The following is a 17,620-nucleotide window of genomic DNA, read 5'->3' on the forward strand; positions in this document are numbered from 1 at the left end:
GAGCGCGTCAGCGTGATCGCGCGTCCGGCGGACATCAGCACCGCGGGCCCCGCCCGGCGTGCGCACCGTGGTCTGTCACGCCCGCGTGCGGTCATCGGGTGCGGTCGGCGGTGAGGGGTGTGCCGGGGCGGGTGGTGGTGGGGCGGGTGGTGGCGGCGCGGACCACGGTCACCGTCAGGGCCAGGGTGAGGACGCCCGTGACGGCCAGGAGGCCCAGGCCGAGGCCGTAGGAGCCGAGCCGGCCGTAGATGAAGCCCATGACCAGCGGGGGTACGAAGCCGCCGAGGCCGCCGGCGGCGCCGACCAGGCCGGTGACGGTGCCGACCTTGTCCGGCGGCGCGGTCCGGGCGATCAGGGCGAAGGTGGCGCCGCTGCCGGCTCCGAGCGCCGCCGCCATGGTGAGGAAGGCGATCGTGCCGACCGGCAGCAGGCTGGGGGTGAGGGCCTGGATGGCGGCCATGACGGTGACGACGAGGAATGTGCCGGTGAGGACGGGCACCGGGCCGATGCGGTCCGAGAGCCAGCCGCCGAGCGGTCGGGCCAGGACGGCCAGGACGACGAATCCGGCCATGCGGTTGGCGGCGTCGGCCTGCTCCAGGCCGTAGCCGGTCTGCAGGTAGGCGGGCAGGTAGACGGAGAAGGCGACGTAACCGCCGAAGGCGACGGCGTACAGGACGCAGGCCTGCCAGGTGATGGGCAGTTTCAGGGTGTCGGTCATGCGGGTGAGGAGGGGCTGGGTGGCGACGGCGCGGCCGGGGGCGTCGCGCAGGACGAGCCAGGCGATGACGGCGTAGACGGCCAGGGCGGCGGCGGTGATGAGGAAGGGGGTGGCGGCGCCGCCGGTGCGGACGAGGGGGACGGTGGTCAGGGCGCTGACGGCGGTGCCGCCCATGCCGGCGCCGAAGATCCCGACGGCCAGGCCGCGCCGGTGCGGCGGGAACCATGCGTTGACGAAGGGCACGCCCACGGCGAAGGCCGTGCCGCCGATGCCGAGGAAGAAGCCGCCGGTCAGCAGGGCGGCCAGGGAGGTCTGCCCGGCCACGCCGATGAACAGCACGGGCACGATGGCGGCGGCGGAGACGAGGGGGAACATCACGCGGCCGCCGAAGCGGTCGGTCAGGGCGCCGACGGGGATGCGGCCCAGCGAGCCGACGATCACCGGTACGGCGACCAGCAGCGCCTGCTGCGCCGCCGACAGGCCGAGCAGCTCCTTGAAACGCGGTCCGAGGGGGCTGAGCAGGGCCCAGGCCCAGAAGTTCACCGCGAAGCCCAACGTCGCCAGGCCGAGCATCAACGCGGGCGTGCGACCGCGAGGGGCGGCCGGTGCGTTCGTCATGTCATCCTCACGTGGTTCATGGATTCAGGGGTTCTCGGTCGGGGTTCGGGACCCAGGGCGCGGCGAGGTGGCAGCGGCGGCCGGCCGGTCATCTGAGGGCTCCCAGCAGGAGGTGTGCCACCACGTCGGCGGCCGAGTGGTCGTCGGGCAGGCCGTCGAGGAAGGCGGTGTCCTGGCCGAGGGTGAGCAGCGGCGGCTCGTCGTAGCCGTCGGCGCGGTGCTGCCCGAGCCCGATCGCGGCCAGCAGGCCGTTGCACAGGCAGCGCCGCCCGTCCGCCTCCTCGGCGGGGCGGCCCTTGCGCACGTAGACGTCCACCGGCTCGGCGGGGCAGCGGTAGCCGATCGAGCCGTCCGGCCTGGCGTACGGGCTGCGCAGGTAGCCCAGGTCGCACAGCCGTGGCCGCGCCTCGTACACCTCCGGCTCCGACACCGTCCCCTCGACCTCGGCGATCTTGAACGGGAACCCGGTCGGCGAGGCCCGCGGGTCGTTGCGCACCTGGAGGGCGCGGTGCGCGGTCCGCTCGCGCAGCCGCCGGCGCAGGACGGGATCGAGCCCGGACTCCCGGCACAGCGCGAACGCCGACCCCACCTGGATCCCCTCCGCGCCCGCCGCCCAGGCCCGCTCCAGGCCGCCGGGCGTGCCGTACCCGCCGGCCAGCCAGTACGGCAGCCCGAGCGCGGCGACCTTGCCCAGGTCGACCTCGTCGCGCGGTCCGTAGACCGGCTCCCCCGCCGCGTCGAGCACCATCCGGCCGCGGGGCGGCGCGCTGTGCCCGCCCGCCACCGGCGACTCGATCACGAACCCGTCCGGCCTGGTGGCCGGCGATCGGGCCAGGTACGCGGCCAGCACGTGGGACGACACGATCGCCAGCAGCCGGGGCCGGGCCAGCGGCGTCAGGCGGTGGCCAAGCAGCTCGACCGGGTCGATCCCGGCCGTGTGCCCCTCGGCGCCCGCCACGCTCACCGAGAGCCGGGCGGTGCGGTGCTCGGCCAGGTCGTCGAGCAGGCGCGGGATCTCCGCCGGGATGCCGGCGCCGACCAGCACGAAGTCGGCCCCGGCCAGCATCGCGCCGTACGCGGCGGCGGGCGTGGCGAGCTGGATCTTCTCCAGGTAGTTGACGCCGACGGGGCCGTCGTGGTCCTCCTTGGCCAGGAAGACCTCGGCGAAGTTGGCGACCACGGCCAGCTCGTCGCGGGCCCGGCTGTAGCGCAGCCCCAGCCGCGGCACCGGCCGGTACGTCACGTCCCGGCCGGACCCGCCGGGCACGAAATAGCGGCCCAGCACCCGCTCGGCGACCTCGGGCACGGGGAAGCAGGCCAGAGCGCGGCGCAGGTGTCCGCCGGGGTCGCCGCGCTGCAGCCGCCGGGCCAGGGTGACGTCGAGCGCCGTGCCCGACACCACGCCGAGCTGCCCGGTGGCGGCCACCGCGCGGGCCAGCCGCCAGCCCGACACGCCCACCCCCATGCCGCCCTGGATCAGGACGGGTCGCGCCGGCTCAGACACGCGGGGCCTCCGCCTCGTCCAGGACCTCGGACACGGGGCGGCGGGGCACGCGCGGGACCGGCGGGCCGTACCCGACCCTGATCAGCATCTGCACGTGCCCGAGCGGCCCCGTCCGGTCGCCGCGGTGCTGTGCCGGGCGCAGGTCGAGCGGCTGGCCGAACATCGATGCCGACACGCCGTGCGTGGTCGCGACGAGCAGCACCCGTTGCAGCGCCTGCCCGGCGCGCAGCCAGTCGCGCGGCCCGTCACCCCGGGTGAACAGGGCCGCGATCTGCGGGTCGGACTCGAAGTCGGCGCTCCGCCGGGCCTGGTCCTGCCCCGGCACCGCCTGGCCGCCCAGCCCGAAGTCGCGCATGGGCAGCTCACCGCCGCGCGGGCGCGGGCCGAAGGCGTGCGCGGGCACCCCGTCGAAGCGCCGGTCCGGGGCGGTCCAGCAGGCCAGCTCCGCGCGGTAGGACTCCTCGGCGGACAGCGTGTCGTCGGCCGCGCCGACCATGTCGAGCACCCGCCGCGCCGTCCGCCCCTTGACCAGGACGAGCGTGGCGCCCTCCGCGTACGCCGCGTGGACCAGGTCGACGAAGACGTCCTTGGCCAGCCGCCGATCGTCGAAGGGGAACCGGTTGGTACGCCGGTGCGGGATCATGTCGTGCAGCAGCCGCTCGTCCCGGCCCGGCGGGTCACCGGGCGTGGCACGCACGGTGGCCAGCAGCTCGGGACGCCGGGCCGGGTCGGGCAACAGCGTGACGCGGGCGTCGTGCCCGGTCATCCGGAGCGCCAGCCGGAGGTTGCAGAGCGCGGCCCCGCAACTGGTGGCCAGGCCGCGCCCCATCGGGTCGATGGCGGTGAGCAACCGGTCGAGGTCGGCGTACAGCTCCATGGTCGCGTCGTCGACTCGGCGGAAGCGCCAGGGCTGGGTGTTGTGCACCGACGGCGCCGCGACGGCGGCGTTCACCAGCGCGCGCACGCCGGCGCGGGTGGCGAACGGCTTCTCCCCGGAGATGACAGCTGACATGGCCCCAAGATCCCGCGCCCGGGGGTGCCCGGGGCAGGGACCAAAGTCCCTTCCAGCTGGTCCGATGGACCGTTTCGCGCCGCCGGTCCGAAGGTCAGGTGCGGAACGGGCCGGTCACGCAGTACGTGATTCCGCCGGAGGAGGAGCCCGAGGTGCCGCGCTGGGAGGAGAAGTAGAGCCGGTCGCCGGCCGGGCTGAAGGCCGGACCGGTGATCTCCGAGGAGCCCTGGCCGCCGATCCGCAGGAACGGGGAGATCTTGTCGTCCGGGGTGATCAGGCAGATCTCCATGTTGCCGCCGTCCTCGGCGACGTACAGGTCGCCGGAGGAGGAGCCGGTGACGTTGTCGACGCCCGTGAGCGGCGGGGTGCCGGGGCTGACCAGGCTGTCGTCGTAGGCGAGCTCGTACGTGCCGGAGGCCAGGTTGACCTGCCAGACCCGGTTGTCGCCCTTCGTGGTGAACCAGACCGTGTCGCCCGCGTAGTGGCAGCCCTCGCCCCCGTTGAACGACTTGGAGCCCGACACCTGGCTCCTCGTCGCCGTCGGCGAGCCGTCCGGGTCGGGCACGTCCGCCCAGGTGAACGAGCCGGAGGTGGCGGATCCCGCCATCATGACCTGGAGGGTGCCGGAGGACAGGTCGCCCCACGTCGTGGGGATGAACCGGTAGAAGCGCCCGTTGGTCTCGTCCTCGGTCAGGTAGATCACCCGCCGTACGGGGTCGGCGGCGGCCGCCTCGTGCTTGAACCGCCCCATCGCCGGCCGGCGCACGGCCGTGCCGCCGAACGGGTAGGTCTCGTAGACGTAGCCGAGGCTGACCTCCTCGCACGACAGCCACGTGTTCCACGGCGTCTTCCCGCCCGCGCAGTTCGTCCGGGTGCCGGACAGGATCCGGTACGCCGACGTGACGGTGCCGCCGGAGTCGAACCGGATGGCCGAGGCGCCGCCGCCGGGGTTGATCTCGGAGTTGGAGACGTAGATCCAGCCGGTGCCGTCGTCGAAGCAGGCGCCTCCGTCGGGGGCGTTGTGCCAGGTGTAGGAGGTGCCCGGGACGACCTGCCCGGAGCGGGCGATCACCCGGCTGGTGAAGCCGGCGGGCAGCTGGATGCCGTTGGCGTCGGCGGCCTGTAAGGGGCCGTAGGGGCCGGTGGCGTTCTGGGCCGGTGCGGCCAGCGCCGCGCCCTGCCAGAGACTGCCGGAGAAGGCGACCGTGCCCGCGCCGAGCACGGAAGCACGCAGGAAATGACGACGCTCCATCGAGGAGACCTCCTTGAGGGGGGTGCGGCCTCGCTGACAGTAAGTCGGGCGAGGGGACAACCGGCTGTCAGGAAAGTTAACGGCCGCAGTGCGGTGGAACACATTCCGGTGCGCGCTTGCGCGGGCGGCGGGCCCTGGACTGAACTGGGTGTCGTGATCGACGGCCGCGCCGACATCGTCGAACAGGCCCCGCGCCGGCCCCGCCGCGCGGGGATCGTGGTGCTGCTCGCCCTGCTGGCCGTGCCGCTCATCGCGTTCCTCACCGGCCGGGACACCGACCGCCGTCCGGCCCCGGTCGTCACGGCCCCGGCGCCCGACCGTCAGGCGCGCGGGGTGGTGCCCAACGCCCTCTACCCCGCGGCGAGCGGCACAGGCGGCACCAGGACGTTGCGGGTCACGTTCCCCGACGGGTCGCGGGCGGAGCTCACGTACCCGGCCGGGCTGAACCTGGCCTCGCTCGGGGCGCGCCCGTACACGAGCGCCACCCTGTCGGGCGGCGGGACGGCGGAGGTGTTCCGCCCGCTCACCGCTCCCTTCTACGGCGAGGCGGAGATCGCCGCCGGCCGCCCGAAGGTCCGCGCGCTCACCCGGTCCGTCACGCTGTGGCCCGGCCCGCTCGGGGTGGACGGCGCCGGCCAGGTCCTGCTCTTCGGCTTCGGCGACTGGCGGGTGGCGCTGCAGGACGAGACCGCCGGGATGACGTTCGAACAGCGGCTGGCCTGGGCCGAGAACCTGCGCGGCAGGCTCACCCCCGACGGCTTCCTCACCCTGTCGGCCGGCGGCCCGCTGCGCCTGTCGCGGCCCGGCGAGGTCCGCGACGGCGTGCTCGTCGGGCCGCAGCTGTGGCTGGGCGGGCTGAGCCGCCGCATGCTGGTGATCGCCCCGGATCCCGGCTGCGGCAGGCCCAGCGGGGGGCCCAGCGGCACGCCCGTCGTCGACCCGCGCCACACCATCGCGGGCAGCGCCTGCCGCGACGGCTTCTACCTGGCCGCCTCCGGCGACGACGCGTTCGTCCGCAGCGCGCTGAAGGACGTCCGCGCCCGCGCCCTCTGACCCCGCCACACCCTCCGACCTCGCACCCCCAACTCCGCCACCAGCACGGCGACGCGGGCAACGACCTGCTGACCGGCGGGAGCGGGACCGACCGGTTCTTCCCCGGCGTGGCGACGATCGGGTGGCCGTCAGCGGCGGCGCCCGGCAGCCGTGGTCACGACTCGGGCCGGCCGTCCGCGCCGGCGTCCAGCAGCCGCCGCCCGAGGACGCTCGCGGCCTCGCGCAGCTCGGGGCAGCGCACGATCCGGTACGGGGCCGGGATCGCCACGAGCTGCCCGGCGTACCAGGCCGGGTTGCTGGTGCTGCCGACCAGGCGGCTGGTGCCGGGGCCGAGCGGTTCGACCCGCCCCAGAGCTCGGGGCAGGTGGTCCGCCACGACGCCGGCGGGGGCGTCGATGACGACCTCGGCGTCGTACTCCCAGCCGACGGCGAGGTGCTCCTCCAGCTCGGCGACCGGGTCGAGGCCGGCCGGCGGGCTGAAGGGGACGTCGAGCACCTCCACGCCCCGGACCCGGTCGATCCGGTAGGCCCGCCGGGCGCCGGCGGTGTGGGACCGGCACAGCAGATACCACCGCCCGTGGCGTACGACGACCGCCCACGGGTCGACCTCCACGACCCGCTCCCGCCCAGCCTCGGAGCGGTAGCCGAGCCGCACCCGCCGGTGGTTGGCGCAGGCCTGCACCAGAGCGGTCGTGGTCTCGGGGTCGGGCCGCGCGGCGCCGCGGTCGGGGGCGGGCGCGGTGGTCCGGCGGACGGCCTCGGCCTGGGCGGCCACCGACTCCGGCAGCGCGCGTACGATCTTGCCGAGCGCGCCGCCGACCGGGCCGGAGGGATCGCCGGCGTCGTGGTGGCCGTCGAGCACGGCCATGACCAGCCCGAGCGCCTCGGCGGCGGTGAACATCAGGGGTGGCAGCCGCAGCCCGCGCCCGAGGCGATAGCCGCCGTAGGGCCCCCGGGTGGACTCGATCGGGATGCCCGCCTCGCGCAGGATCTCGACGTAACGCCGCGCGGCCCGCTCCGAGACGCCGAGTTTGGCGGCGAGCCGGTCCGCGGTGATGCCCGGGCCGGCCTGGACCAGCTCGAGGGCCAGCAGTGCCCGGGCCGTGGGGCTCAGGTCGGGCAGCACGACATCACCGCATTCCGGAAGCAGAACGTCCGGAACGGACCCTAACATGCAGCCATGATTCACCCATCCTCGACGTTGGAGCCGATCCAGCCCGGCCGGTTGACCATCGTCCCCGCCAACGAGGCGCCGTGGGAGGACCTCGCCGCGATCTTCGACGCCGGGGAGGCGAAGCGGTGCCGGTGCCAGCGGTTCAAGGTCGTCGGCTGGATCTGGCGCGACTCCACGCTGGAGGAACGTACCGCGATGCTCCGGGCCCAGACCGCCTGCGGCGACCCGGACGCCCCGTCCACCAGCGGGCTGGTGGCCTACGTGGACGGCGAGCCGGCCGGCTGGGTCGCGGTCGAGCCGCGGACGGCCTACCCCAAGCTGCGCACCTCCCGCGTGCCATGGACCGGCCGCCAGGAGGACAAGGACGACGGTGACGTCTGGGCGGTGACCTGCTTCGTGATCCGGAAGGCCCACCGCGGTCGCGGCCTGACCTATCTCCTCGCCCGGGCCACGGTCGGCTTCGCCCGCGAACGCGGCGCCCGGGCGCTGGAGGCCTATGCGATGCTCACCGAGCCGGGCAAGGAGATCATCTGGGGCGAGCTGCACGTGGGCGCCCGGCAGGTCTTCGAGGACGCCGGGTTCACGGAGGTCAGCCGCCCCACCACCCGGCGGGTGGTCATGCGGATCGACTTCGGGTGAGCCCCTGCCGGGGCGGGCGGAGTGCCGGCGCCCGCCCCGGGGCCGTTACCGGTAGGTGATGTCGGACGCCGAGTACAGGCAGTGCACCCCGTCGGGGCCGGAGCCGAGCTTCTCCGGCTCGCTGCCCTTGGGCACGCCCTTGTACCTCTCGCAGATGGTGGCGCTGCCGTACACGGTGATCCGGCTGAAGCGCGCGGTGTCGCCCCAGTTGGAGTTGATCCCGGCCAGCACGCTGGTGGAGCGGGCGGTGACGCCGTCCATCACCACGTGGCGCTGGTAGGAGGTGGAGCAGTTGCCGCACGCCCGGTACAGCTTGCCGGAGCTGTGCACCTGGAAGTTCTTGATGGTCAGCGTGCCGGCCCCGTTGTGCTGGAAGACCTTGTCCGAGCCGGACCTGGCGCCGCCGCCGTCCACCAGGTACGTGGCCGACGAGCTGGAGCTCTTGAACGTGGCGGCGTCCTCGCCGACGTCGTTCCACCAGACGTTGCGGATGGTGCAGGAGCCCTCGCAGTGGATGCCGTCGCCGGCCGGCGCGTCGAGGATGACGTTCTGGATCGTCCCGCCGTTCGGCACCACGAACATCGGGTCCTGGCTCTCGCCCTGGCCGCCGTCGCCGATGCCGTAGTAGCGCTTCATGCCGCCGTCGAAGAACGAGCCGAGGTTCCGCGTGCTCGTGGTGTGCACGCTGCCCGTGTCCGACGGCCACGGGCCGCTGCCGTTACCGCCGCCGCTGGTGGGGGTCACGGTCGGGGTGGGAGTCGGGTCGGGGCCGGGGGTGCCGCCGCCCGCGGGCCGCAGCGTCCACTGCTTGGTGGCCACCGAGTCGCAGGAGTTCTGCTGGAGCGGGGCGTTGGCTGCGGTGGAGTTGTCCTTGACGTTGAGGCACTTGCCGCCGTTGGCGTTGACCACCCGGTAGTTCGAGCCGGAGGCGGTGAGCTGCCAGCTCTGCGAGGCGGCCGAGGTGCACGACTCCTGCTGGACCGCCTTGCCGGCGCTGGTCGAGGCGTCCCGTACGCCGGCGCACTTGCCGCTGTGCTGCGCCTTGACCTGGTAGGCGCTGCCCGCGGCGGTCAGCGTGAAGACCTGCCCGGCCGAGCCGGCGCAGGTGGCCTGAACGAGCTGGACACCGTCCCCGGTGCTCTGCCCGGGTACGGTCGCGCACAGGCCGCTGCCGGCGTTGACCAGCGTGTAGTTGCCGTTGGATGGAGCGGCCGAGGCGGGTGCGGTGGCCAGCGCCGCCAGCCCGCCGGTCAGCAGCAGGCCGGCGGCCGTCGCGATCGCCAGCCTGATGCCGGGACTAGTTCTTCTGCGCACGTCAGCTCCGTTCGACGAGGATCGGTAAGCGCTTTCCCGGGAAGGCAGCTGAAGTGAAGCACAGGGGGACCGGCGGCGGAAGGCGTCGCCGGCGGGCGCGCGCCGCCGGATCGGCATCCGGCCAGGTCGGCCCGCATGTGCGCGGACGGCTGGAGTTGCAGGCAGGCGGTGAAAGTTTCATCGGCGGGTGACGAGCCGCCCTCTCCGAAGCGGAGAATCTCTGATCCGGAGGACTAGATTGGGAAGGTGGCCGACAAACACCCCGAGACTGTCTTCCGCGAGTTCCTGGTCGCGGTCCTGCTGCACAACGAGGCGGTCGCCGACCGGCTCGGCCTGCAACCGGTCGACGTCGCCGCCGCCATCCTGCTGGAGACGCGGGGGCCGCTCGCCGTGGGGGCGATCTCCGAGGAGCTCGGGCTGCCGTCCGCCTCGACGACCAGGCTGATCGACCGGCTGGAGAGGGCGGGCTACGTGCGCCGGGTGCGCGGCGAGCGCGACCGGCGCTCGGTCACCGTGGAACTGGTCGAGGGCGGCCTCGACGACTACGACGCCGCCTGCGAGTCGTCCCGGCGGCACCTGGACGAGATCGGCGCGCACTACGCGCCGGAGCAGGTGCCGCTGCTGCTGGACATGTTCGCCCGCGTCGCCGGGGCCTACCGATCGGCCACCAGGGAGCTGCGGGGAGGGTCTCACGGGACCAGCAGGCCCCAGTAGAACGCCCACGGGACGAACGCGACCCCGGCGGCGAGCAGGAGCCCGAGCCGCACGCGTTCCCCGCGCTCGGCCACCCGCCGCCACCGCGCCGCGGTCAGCACGGTCGCCACGACCGCCACGACCGCGAGCCCTTGGAGCACCAGCCAGACCACCGGCCGGTCGCCCAGCAGCGGCCCGGGGACCGACAGCTTCCCACCGGTCATGATCAGGTAGAACAGGTACCCGAACCCGCCGGCGAGCGCCGCGAGACCGGCGGCGCTGACGAGCCGGGCCGCCTTGACCACGTGCGGGCCTTCCCGTCGCCGCACCCGCCGCACCAGGGCCACCACCGGATAGCCGACGAACCCGGCCAGGATCAGCGCCAGGACCGCGAGCTGCGCCGCCGCCGACTCCCACCACGACACCGGCGGCACGTCCACGGTGTCACTGGCCTGGACCGGCGTGGGCCCGGAAATCCTGGCCACGGGCGCCCGGCCGGAGATCGCCTCGCCCACCCAGCTGCCCACGAGCTCCGCGTAGCCGGGGGCCAGGTCGGGCAGCCGCGTCACCCCGGCGTCGGGGGTACGGTGCGCGGCGTGGTCGGCGTCGGCGAAGAACTGGAACGTGTACTGCCGGTTCCCCCCGGACTCGAGGGCCTGCGCGAAGATCGGCGGGCTCTCCCTGGGCGGGGTCAGCAGGTCGTGGACGCCCCAGATCGCCAGCACGGGCTGGCGCACGCCCGCGATGATCGGCCGCGGGTCGAAGTTCGGCTCGGGGAACATCCCCCCGTCGGCGATCACCCGGTACAGGTTGGGCTCCGCCCGGTCGACGACCGAACCGCCCACGCCGGCCTTGCGCAGCCCCGCCGCCACCGCCCAGGTCTGCTGCCGCAGCGGCGGCAGCGCGTTGGCGCCCACGATGATCATGAACGCGATGTCCGAGGAGCGCGACGCCGCGATCGGCGCCACCCAGCCGCCCTCGCTGAGCCCCCAGATGCCGATCTTGGCCGGGTCCACCCCCGGCTGCTGCCGGAGCGTCCTGATCGCCCCCAGCGCGTCTTCGGCGAGGCTCGCGTACGACCTCTTGAACAGCGAGTAGCCCTCCGAGCGCTTGTCGTAGATCAGCACGGAGAGCCCCTGGCGGGCGAAGGCGACGGCCTCCCCCAGCAGCTTCTCCCGTGGCGTCCCGGTGCCGGCCCCGTGCACGAGCACCATCCCGGGCCGCCCGCCCGTCGCGGACGCCGGGCTGATCACGCTGCCGTGCAGTTGGAGCCCGCCGCCGCCGCGGAAGCTCACCTCGGTCGCCGTGAGCCCTTCGGGAAGCGGGACGCTTCGAGTGGTCGCGGCAGCACTTAAGGGCGTGAGCGCCGACAGCACGGCGATCAGGCCCGCGAGAATCATCATTCGCATATTGCCGACACTAGTCTGCAGAGAACTCTCGGCAAAGGCTTGTCTGCAGATATCGTTCTGGAGGACTAGCCTGCTCCTCATGAAGGACGACGAGCCGTTCCTGCTGAACGACCCCGACAGGCTCAAGGCCCTGGCCCACCCCATGCGCCGCCGCATGCTCACCCACCTGAACCTGCACGGCCCGGCCACCTCCACCACCCTCGGCGAGCTGCTCGGGGCGAAGACCGGCACCACCAGCTACCACCTGCGCCAGCTGGAGAAATACGGCTTCATCGAGGAGATCCCCGAGCGTTCCACGGGCCGCGAGCGCTGGTGGCGGCGGGCCACACTCCCCCGCGACATGCGGCTGCCCACCCCCAACGAGCTGGCGCCGGAGGACCGGCCGGCCCTGGAGGAGTTCCACCGGATCGGGTACGAGGAGGACCGGGTCCTGTTCGAGCGCTTCCCGGCCGCCTTCCGCGCCGACCCCGCGTGGGCGAGAGGATCCAGGGGGCTCGCCCGCATGACCAAGGAGGAGCTGAACGAGTTCTACGAGGCGTACATCGCCCTGCTCATGAAGTACGGCCACCCCGCCGACGAGGCGCCGCCCGGCTCACGCCCGGTCTACGTCCGGATGTTCACACTCCCCGCCGACGAGGACTGACGCGGGCGCCCGCCCGCCCGTACGGGCCGGCCGGCGGGCTCGGGGCGTAGGCCGCCTCGGGTCGCCTCGGGGTTCAGGCGAGGACGCCGGGTGACCTGCGGGCCAGCCGGCGGCCGATGAGCTGCATCGGCCGCTCCAGGAACCGGTGGCTCAGCCAGCTCGCCGGCAGGAGCAGGGCGAGGAAGAGGACGCCGACGCCGATCTGCAGGAGCGGTGGCGACCAGCGCATCTCCCCCGCCACCTGCATGATCACCAGCAGGATCGGCAGGTGCACCAGGTAGAGGGAGTAGCTGATCGCGCCGAGCCAGGCGAGGAGGGCGGGCACCCGCCGGGCCCGCCAGGCCATGGCGGCGGCGAAGGTGCCGGCCGCGAGCAGGATGGTGAGGCTCCACACGTCCGGCCGCACCCACCACCAGCCGGCGTTGGCCGCCCAGAGCGGCGTCGCGGCCACCAGCGAGGCGGCGACGGCCACCGGCCAGAGCGGCCCCTCGCCGCGCTCCCATCGGCGGATCGCCGTGCCGGCGAACATGACGGCCAGGATCGCCGCGCCGAACCAGGGGACGCGGCTGCCCAGCAGCACCAGGACCAGCGCCATCACGCCCAGCGCGCCGGCCGCGGCCGTCCGCCCCCGGCCGGAGACCACGCAGGCCAGACCGACGACGAACGCCCCGGCCGACAACCAGGCCAGCCACCCGCCCGTCAGCGGCGCCCCGGTCAGCGCCAGCCCGGCGACGGAGCCGAGCACCGCGAACACGACCGGCAGCACGCCGCGGCGGTCGCGCACCCCGGCCACGAACAGCGCGGCGGCCAGCAGGTAGAAGACCATCTCGTACGACAGCGTCCACATGGTGTTCAGCACCCCGGCCGCACCGACCGCGTCCATCATCATCGTCACGTGGGCGGCCACGGACGACGGGTCCCTGGCCACCTCCGGCCGGATCGGGATCCACCAGGACAGCGCGAGGACCAGGGCGATGACCGCGAGGTAGAGCGGGTAGAGGCGGAAGAGTCGGCCGATCCAGAAGGCCCGCAGGTCGCCGTGCCGTTCCAGGGAGGTCGGGATGATGTACCCGCTGACCAGGAAGAACACCAGCACGCCGTAGATGCCGAGGTTGATCGCGGTGGGCCGTAGCCACGGCATGGCCCAGGTCGTCAGGTGCTCGCCCACGACGGCGAGGGCGCCGATGCCGCGTAACGCGTCCAGCCACGCGAGCCTGGACGGTCCCGGCTGCGCGACATGGGGGGTTTTCAGCGGGGCAGTCGGCATATGTCACAACGTATCGGAGTGGCGCCCGCCACGGATCACCCGCTCCACGTCCTGCCTCTCCGCATCCGGGGTTGGCGGGCTCTTGACACGGCACCGCACATTTGAAAACTTCCTTTACAGATCGGGGGTTGACAACGCTGTCATGATTCCTCGTGAAAGGTGCCCCCCGGATGAAGCACCCTCCCCGGCGCCCCCTCCTCATGGCGCTCTTGTCCACCGCACTCACCCTCCTCCTCGCCGCCCCCGCGACCGCGGCCCTGACCTCGGGGACCGGCCCGGACCCCATTCCCAATCCCGGCCCGTCGGGCACCCCGGCCCCCGGCCCCTCCTACAGCCCGCCGCCCGACCCCGGAGCGGCCGAGCCGCCGGCGCCCCCGGCGGAGGTGCAACGGGCGGCGCGGGACGGGCAGGCGCTGGCCAAGGATGAGGGCGCGGCCTTCGCCTCCTCCTTCGAGCCGGGCGACCCGCAGCCGACCTGGGTCAACACGGCCGAGCGGGCCTCCAACACCACCGGGACACTACCCGGCGGCATCGAGGGCAGCATCACGGACCGGATCGTCCAGGTGGGCGCCAGCGGCGAGTACGCGGCCTCGGGCGAGGTGAAGGAGAACCTGGCCGACACCGACGTGAACACCAAGTGGCTGGTGTTCACCGCCACGGGCTGGGCCCGGTACGCCCTGGCCGAACCCGTGGCGGTCGTGCACTACGCGCTGACCTCCGCCAACGACGCGCCCGAGCGCGACCCGCGCGACTGGCAGCTCCAGGGCTCGCCGGACGGGCAGAGCTGGACCACGCTGGACACCCGCACGGACGAGACGTTCACCGCCCGCCTGCAGCGCAAGGAGTACCGCTTCGCCGGCACCACCGCCTACGCCCACTACCGGCTGAACGTCACCCGGATCGGCAGCGGCTCGACCCTGCAGCTGGCCGAGTGGGAGCTGTCCGACGGCCGGACCGGTCCCCGGCCGCCCAGCGACATGCGCAGCCAGGTGGGCACGGGGCCGACCGGCGGGTTCGTCTCCAAGCCGCGGGCCGGCTTCTCCGGTCTGCGGGCCTTCCAGTACGCCGGCAGCACCACCTCGGAGGACGGCGGTCACTCCACCAACAAGGTGTTCGAGGTGGACATCCCGGTCACGTCCACGACCGAGCTGTCGTACGTGGTCTTCCCCGAGTTCACCGCGGCCGACCTGCGCTACCCCAGCACGTACGTCTCGGTGGACCTGGCCTTCCGCGACGGCACCCACCTCAGCGACCTGCGGGCCGTCGACCAGCACGGCGTCCGGCTGGCGCCGCGCGAGCAGGGCGCGTCCAAGACCCTGTACGCCGACCAGTGGAACCACAAGCTGGCCCGGATCGGGGAGGTGGCCAGGGGCAAGCGGATCAGCCGCGTCCTGGTGGCCTACGACTTCCCCGGCGGGGCGGCCGGGTTCCGGGGCTGGGTGGACGACATCAGGATCGTCTCGGAGCGGAAGCGGCAGCCGTACGAGGGGCGCGACGACCGGCGGGCCGGGCCCTCGCAGTATGCGGTGACCACCCGGGGGACGCACTCCACGGGCGGGTTCTCGCGGGGCAACAACTTCCCGGCCACCGCGGTGCCGCACGGGTTCAACTTCTGGACGCCGATGACCGACGCCGGCTCGATCAGCTGGCTCTACGAGTACCACCGGGCCAACAACGCGGCCAACCTGCCGGAGATCCAGGCCTTCACCGCCAGTCACGAGCCGAGCCCGTGGATGGGCGACCGGCAGACGTTCCAGTTCATGCCCTCGGCGGCCGAGGGGGTGCCCGACCCGGCGCGTACCGCCCGGGCGCTGGCCTTCCGCCACGAGCGGGAGGTGGCCAGGCCGCACCTGTACGCGGTGACGTTCGACAGCGGGCTGAAGACCGAGATCGCGCCGACCGACCACGCGGCGATGGCCCGCTTCACCTTCCCCGGCTCCTCGGCCAAGCTGATCTTCGACAACGTCGACGACAACGGCGGCCTGACCCTGGACGTCTCGGGCGGCGTCGTGACCGGCCATTCTGACGTGCGCAGCGACCTGTCCACCGGGGCCAACCGGATGTTCTACTACGCCGTCTTCGACCGCCCGGTCACCGGCGGCGGCAAGCTGACCGGGCAGGGCCGGGACAACGTGCTCGGCTACCTGGCCTTCGACGCCGGCCAGGCGCGCACGGTCACCATGCGCATCGCGTCCTCGCTGATCAGCGTGGAGCAGGCCAGGCGGAACCTGGAGCTGGAGCTCGCCGCCTCGGACACGCTGGAGACGGTCAGCGAGCGGGCGCGGCGGGCGTGGGACGCCAAGCTGGGCGTCATCGAGGTCGAGGGCGCGAGCCGGGACCAGCTCGTCACGCTGTACTCCAACCTCTACCGGCTGTTCCTGTATCCCAACTCCGGCTTCGAGAACACCGGCACGGCGGACGCGCCGGTGTACCGGCACGCCGTGCAGTCGGCCACGAGCACCGTGCCGGCCCCGCGGGTGGCGGACGGGAAGGTGTACGTCAACAACGGGTTCTGGGACACCTACCGCACGACGTGGCCGGCGTACGCGCTGCTCACGCCGGGCGCGGCCGGGGAGATGGTGGACGGGTTCGTCCAGCAGTACGAGGACGGCGGCTGGATCGCGCGGTGGTCCTCGCCGGGCTACGCCGATCTGATGGTCGGCACCAGCTCCGACGTGGCCTTCGCCGACGCGTACCTGAAGGGGGTAACGGGTTTCGACGCCGCGACCGCGTACCAGGCGGCGGTCAGGAACGCCACCGTGGCCCCGCCGACCCGCCACGTGGGGCGCAAGGGCCTGGCCACCTCCGCCTTCCTCGGGTACACCGCCGTCCAGTCCACGGGCGAGGCCATGTCATGGGCCATGGACGGCTACATCAACGACTTCGGGATCGCGAACATGGCCAAGGCGCTGGCCGAGCGCGCCACCGGGGCGCAGCGGACCCGCTACCTGGAGGAGTACGAATATTTCCGGAACCGGGCCCAGAACTACGTGCACCTGTTCGACCCGGCCGTGCGCTTCTTCCAGGGCAGGAACGCCGACGGCTCCTTCCGCCGCAAGCCGGGCGCCTACGACCCGCGGGCCTGGGGCTTCGACTACACCGAGACCAACGGCTGGAACATGGCCTTCCACGTCCCGCAGGACGGCCGCGGCCTGGCCAACCTGTACGGCGGCGCGGACCGGCTGGCGGCCAAGCTGGACGCCTTCTTCGCCGAGCCGGAGACGGCGCTGTTCCCCGGCTCGTACAGCGGGATCATCCACGAGATGCGCGAGGCCCGGGACGTGCGGATGGGCCAGTACGGGCACAGCAACCAGCCCTCCCACCACATCCCCTACATGTACGACTACGCCGGGCAGCCATGGAAGACCCAGGCCAAGGTGCGCGAGGCGCTCTCGCGGTTGTACCTGGGCAGCGAGATCGGCCAGGGCTACCCGGGCGACGAGGACAACGGCGAGATGTCGGCCTGGCAGGTCTTCGGCGCGCTGGGCTTCTACCCGCTGCAGATGGGCAGCCCGTACTACGCCATCGGCTCGCCGCTGTTCAAGAAGGCCACGGTGCACCTGGAGGGCGGCCGGAAGCTGGTGGTCAAGGCGCCGGGCAACAGCGCGCGCGACGTCTACGTGCAGGGGCTGAAGGTCAACGGCAGGTCGTACGACCGGACGTACCTGCCGCACGACCTGATCGCCAAGGGCGGCGAGCTGGTGTTCGAGATGGGGCCGAAGCCGTCCCGCTGGGGCACCGGCAGGAACGCGGCCCCGCCCTCGATCACCGGTGACGACCGCGTGCCCGCGCCGCTGCGCGACGCCACGGGGCCGGGCCGCGGCACGGCGTCGGCGGCCGGCGGCGCCGACGTGAGCGCGCTGTTCGACGACAGCTCGGCCACCCGGGCGACGCTGCCCGAGTGGGTCCGGTACTCCTTCGACGGCGACCGCCGGGCGCGCTTCTACACGCTCACCTCCGGAGCCGGCCAGCCGGCCGAGGACCCGACCGGCTGGGTCCTGGAGGGCTCCGCCGACGGCGTCTCGTGGAAGGTGCTCGACGAGCGGTCCGGCGAGAGCTTCGCGTGGCGGCAGCAGACGCGGCCGTTCAGGATCGCCGAGCCGGGTGCGTACGCCCACTACCGGATCACGTTCGCCGGCGGGACGTCGCTCGCGGAGGCCGAGCTGCTGGCCTCCGCGCCGCCCGAGACCTCGCCGCTGGTCGTCGAGGTCGCCGGCGTCCTGGCCACGCCGGGCGCGACCGTGACGCTGCCGGTGACCGTGTCCAACCACGCCACCGGGCCCGCCACGGGGCGGCTGACCGCGACCGTGCCGGAGGGCTGGAC

General features: G+C 73.5%; 13 protein-coding genes. 5 read left to right on the forward strand and 8 right to left on the reverse strand.

Annotation, left to right across the window (positions count from 1 at the left end; genetic code table 11):
- Window positions 1-91 precede the first annotated feature (91 nt).
- The 4 genes from ACTWPW_RS52080 to ACTWPW_RS52095 form a co-directional block, all read right to left on the reverse strand.
- Window positions 92-1,336, reverse strand: coding sequence for an MFS transporter (locus ACTWPW_RS52080; RefSeq protein ID WP_443173305.1), 1,245 nt, complete (start codon window positions 1,334-1,336; stop codon window positions 92-94).
- 88 nt (window positions 1,337-1,424) lie between these two features.
- Window positions 1,425-2,840, reverse strand: coding sequence for a nitronate monooxygenase (locus ACTWPW_RS52085; RefSeq protein ID WP_443173306.1), 1,416 nt, complete (start codon window positions 2,838-2,840; stop codon window positions 1,425-1,427).
- Window positions 2,833-3,852, reverse strand: coding sequence for an Acg family FMN-binding oxidoreductase (locus tag ACTWPW_RS52090; RefSeq protein ID WP_443173307.1), 1,020 nt, complete (start codon window positions 3,850-3,852; stop codon window positions 2,833-2,835). Before ACTWPW_RS52090 ends, ACTWPW_RS52085 begins: the two co-directional genes overlap by 8 nt.
- Window positions 3,853-3,946: 94 nt before the next feature.
- Complete coding sequence (locus ACTWPW_RS52095) at window positions 3,947-5,104, reverse strand: alkaline phosphatase PhoX (RefSeq protein ID WP_443173308.1); 1,158 nt, start codon at window positions 5,102-5,104, stop codon at window positions 3,947-3,949.
- A gap of 153 nt (window positions 5,105-5,257) precedes the next feature.
- Here ACTWPW_RS52095 and ACTWPW_RS52100 point away from each other — a divergent pair, with 153 nt between their 5' ends.
- Window positions 5,258-6,157: a hypothetical protein gene (locus ACTWPW_RS52100; RefSeq protein WP_443173309.1), complete on the forward strand. Its 900-nt coding sequence runs from the start codon at window positions 5,258-5,260 to the stop codon at window positions 6,155-6,157.
- A 154-nt stretch (window positions 6,158-6,311) separates the two neighbouring features.
- On the opposite strand, the gene ACTWPW_RS52105 is transcribed toward ACTWPW_RS52100, so the two are convergent.
- Window positions 6,312-7,283, reverse strand: coding sequence for a helix-turn-helix transcriptional regulator (locus ACTWPW_RS52105; protein ID WP_375113885.1), 972 nt, complete (start codon window positions 7,281-7,283; stop codon window positions 6,312-6,314).
- A gap of 54 nt (window positions 7,284-7,337) precedes the next feature.
- Here ACTWPW_RS52105 and ACTWPW_RS52110 point away from each other — a divergent pair, with 54 nt between their 5' ends.
- Window positions 7,338-7,970: a GNAT family N-acetyltransferase gene (locus ACTWPW_RS52110; RefSeq protein ID WP_375113886.1), complete on the forward strand. Its 633-nt coding sequence runs from the start codon at window positions 7,338-7,340 to the stop codon at window positions 7,968-7,970.
- A gap of 45 nt (window positions 7,971-8,015) precedes the next feature.
- Here ACTWPW_RS52110 and ACTWPW_RS52115 read toward each other — a convergent pair whose 3' ends face one another.
- Window positions 8,016-9,284 (reverse strand): pectate lyase, encoded by a 1,269-nt coding sequence (locus ACTWPW_RS52115; protein ID WP_443173310.1) that lies wholly within the window; start codon window positions 9,282-9,284, stop codon window positions 8,016-8,018.
- A 246-nt stretch (window positions 9,285-9,530) separates the two neighbouring features.
- Here ACTWPW_RS52115 and ACTWPW_RS52120 point away from each other — a divergent pair, with 246 nt between their 5' ends.
- Window positions 9,531-9,998, forward strand: coding sequence for a MarR family winged helix-turn-helix transcriptional regulator (locus tag ACTWPW_RS52120; RefSeq protein WP_375113888.1), 468 nt, complete (start codon window positions 9,531-9,533; stop codon window positions 9,996-9,998).
- On the opposite strand, the gene ACTWPW_RS52125 is transcribed toward ACTWPW_RS52120, so the two are convergent.
- Complete coding sequence (locus ACTWPW_RS52125; protein WP_375113889.1) at window positions 9,974-11,386, reverse strand: alpha/beta hydrolase family protein; 1,413 nt, start codon at window positions 11,384-11,386, stop codon at window positions 9,974-9,976. The genes ACTWPW_RS52120 and ACTWPW_RS52125 overlap by 25 nt on opposite strands.
- A 79-nt stretch (window positions 11,387-11,465) precedes the next feature.
- On the opposite strand from ACTWPW_RS52125, the gene ACTWPW_RS52130 reads away from it, so the two are divergent.
- Window positions 11,466-12,029: an ArsR/SmtB family transcription factor gene (locus ACTWPW_RS52130; RefSeq protein ID WP_443173311.1), complete on the forward strand. Its 564-nt coding sequence runs from the start codon at window positions 11,466-11,468 to the stop codon at window positions 12,027-12,029.
- A gap of 73 nt (window positions 12,030-12,102) precedes the next feature.
- Here the strand turns inward: ACTWPW_RS52130 and ACTWPW_RS52135 are convergent, their stop codons facing one another.
- On the reverse strand, window positions 12,103-13,296 hold the full coding sequence (locus ACTWPW_RS52135; protein WP_443173312.1) for an acyltransferase family protein: 1,194 nt from the start codon (window positions 13,294-13,296) through the stop codon (window positions 12,103-12,105).
- 170 nt (window positions 13,297-13,466) lie between these two features.
- Here ACTWPW_RS52135 and ACTWPW_RS52140 point away from each other — a divergent pair.
- The coding region (locus ACTWPW_RS52140; RefSeq protein ID WP_443173313.1) for a GH92 family glycosyl hydrolase at window positions 13,467-17,620 on the forward strand (4,154 nt) is incomplete at its 3' end.

The sequence above is a fragment of the Nonomuraea sp. KM90 genome (genome assembly GCF_052246675.1).
In the GTDB taxonomy this organism is placed as follows: Bacteria; Actinomycetota; Actinomycetes; order Streptosporangiales; family Streptosporangiaceae; genus Nonomuraea.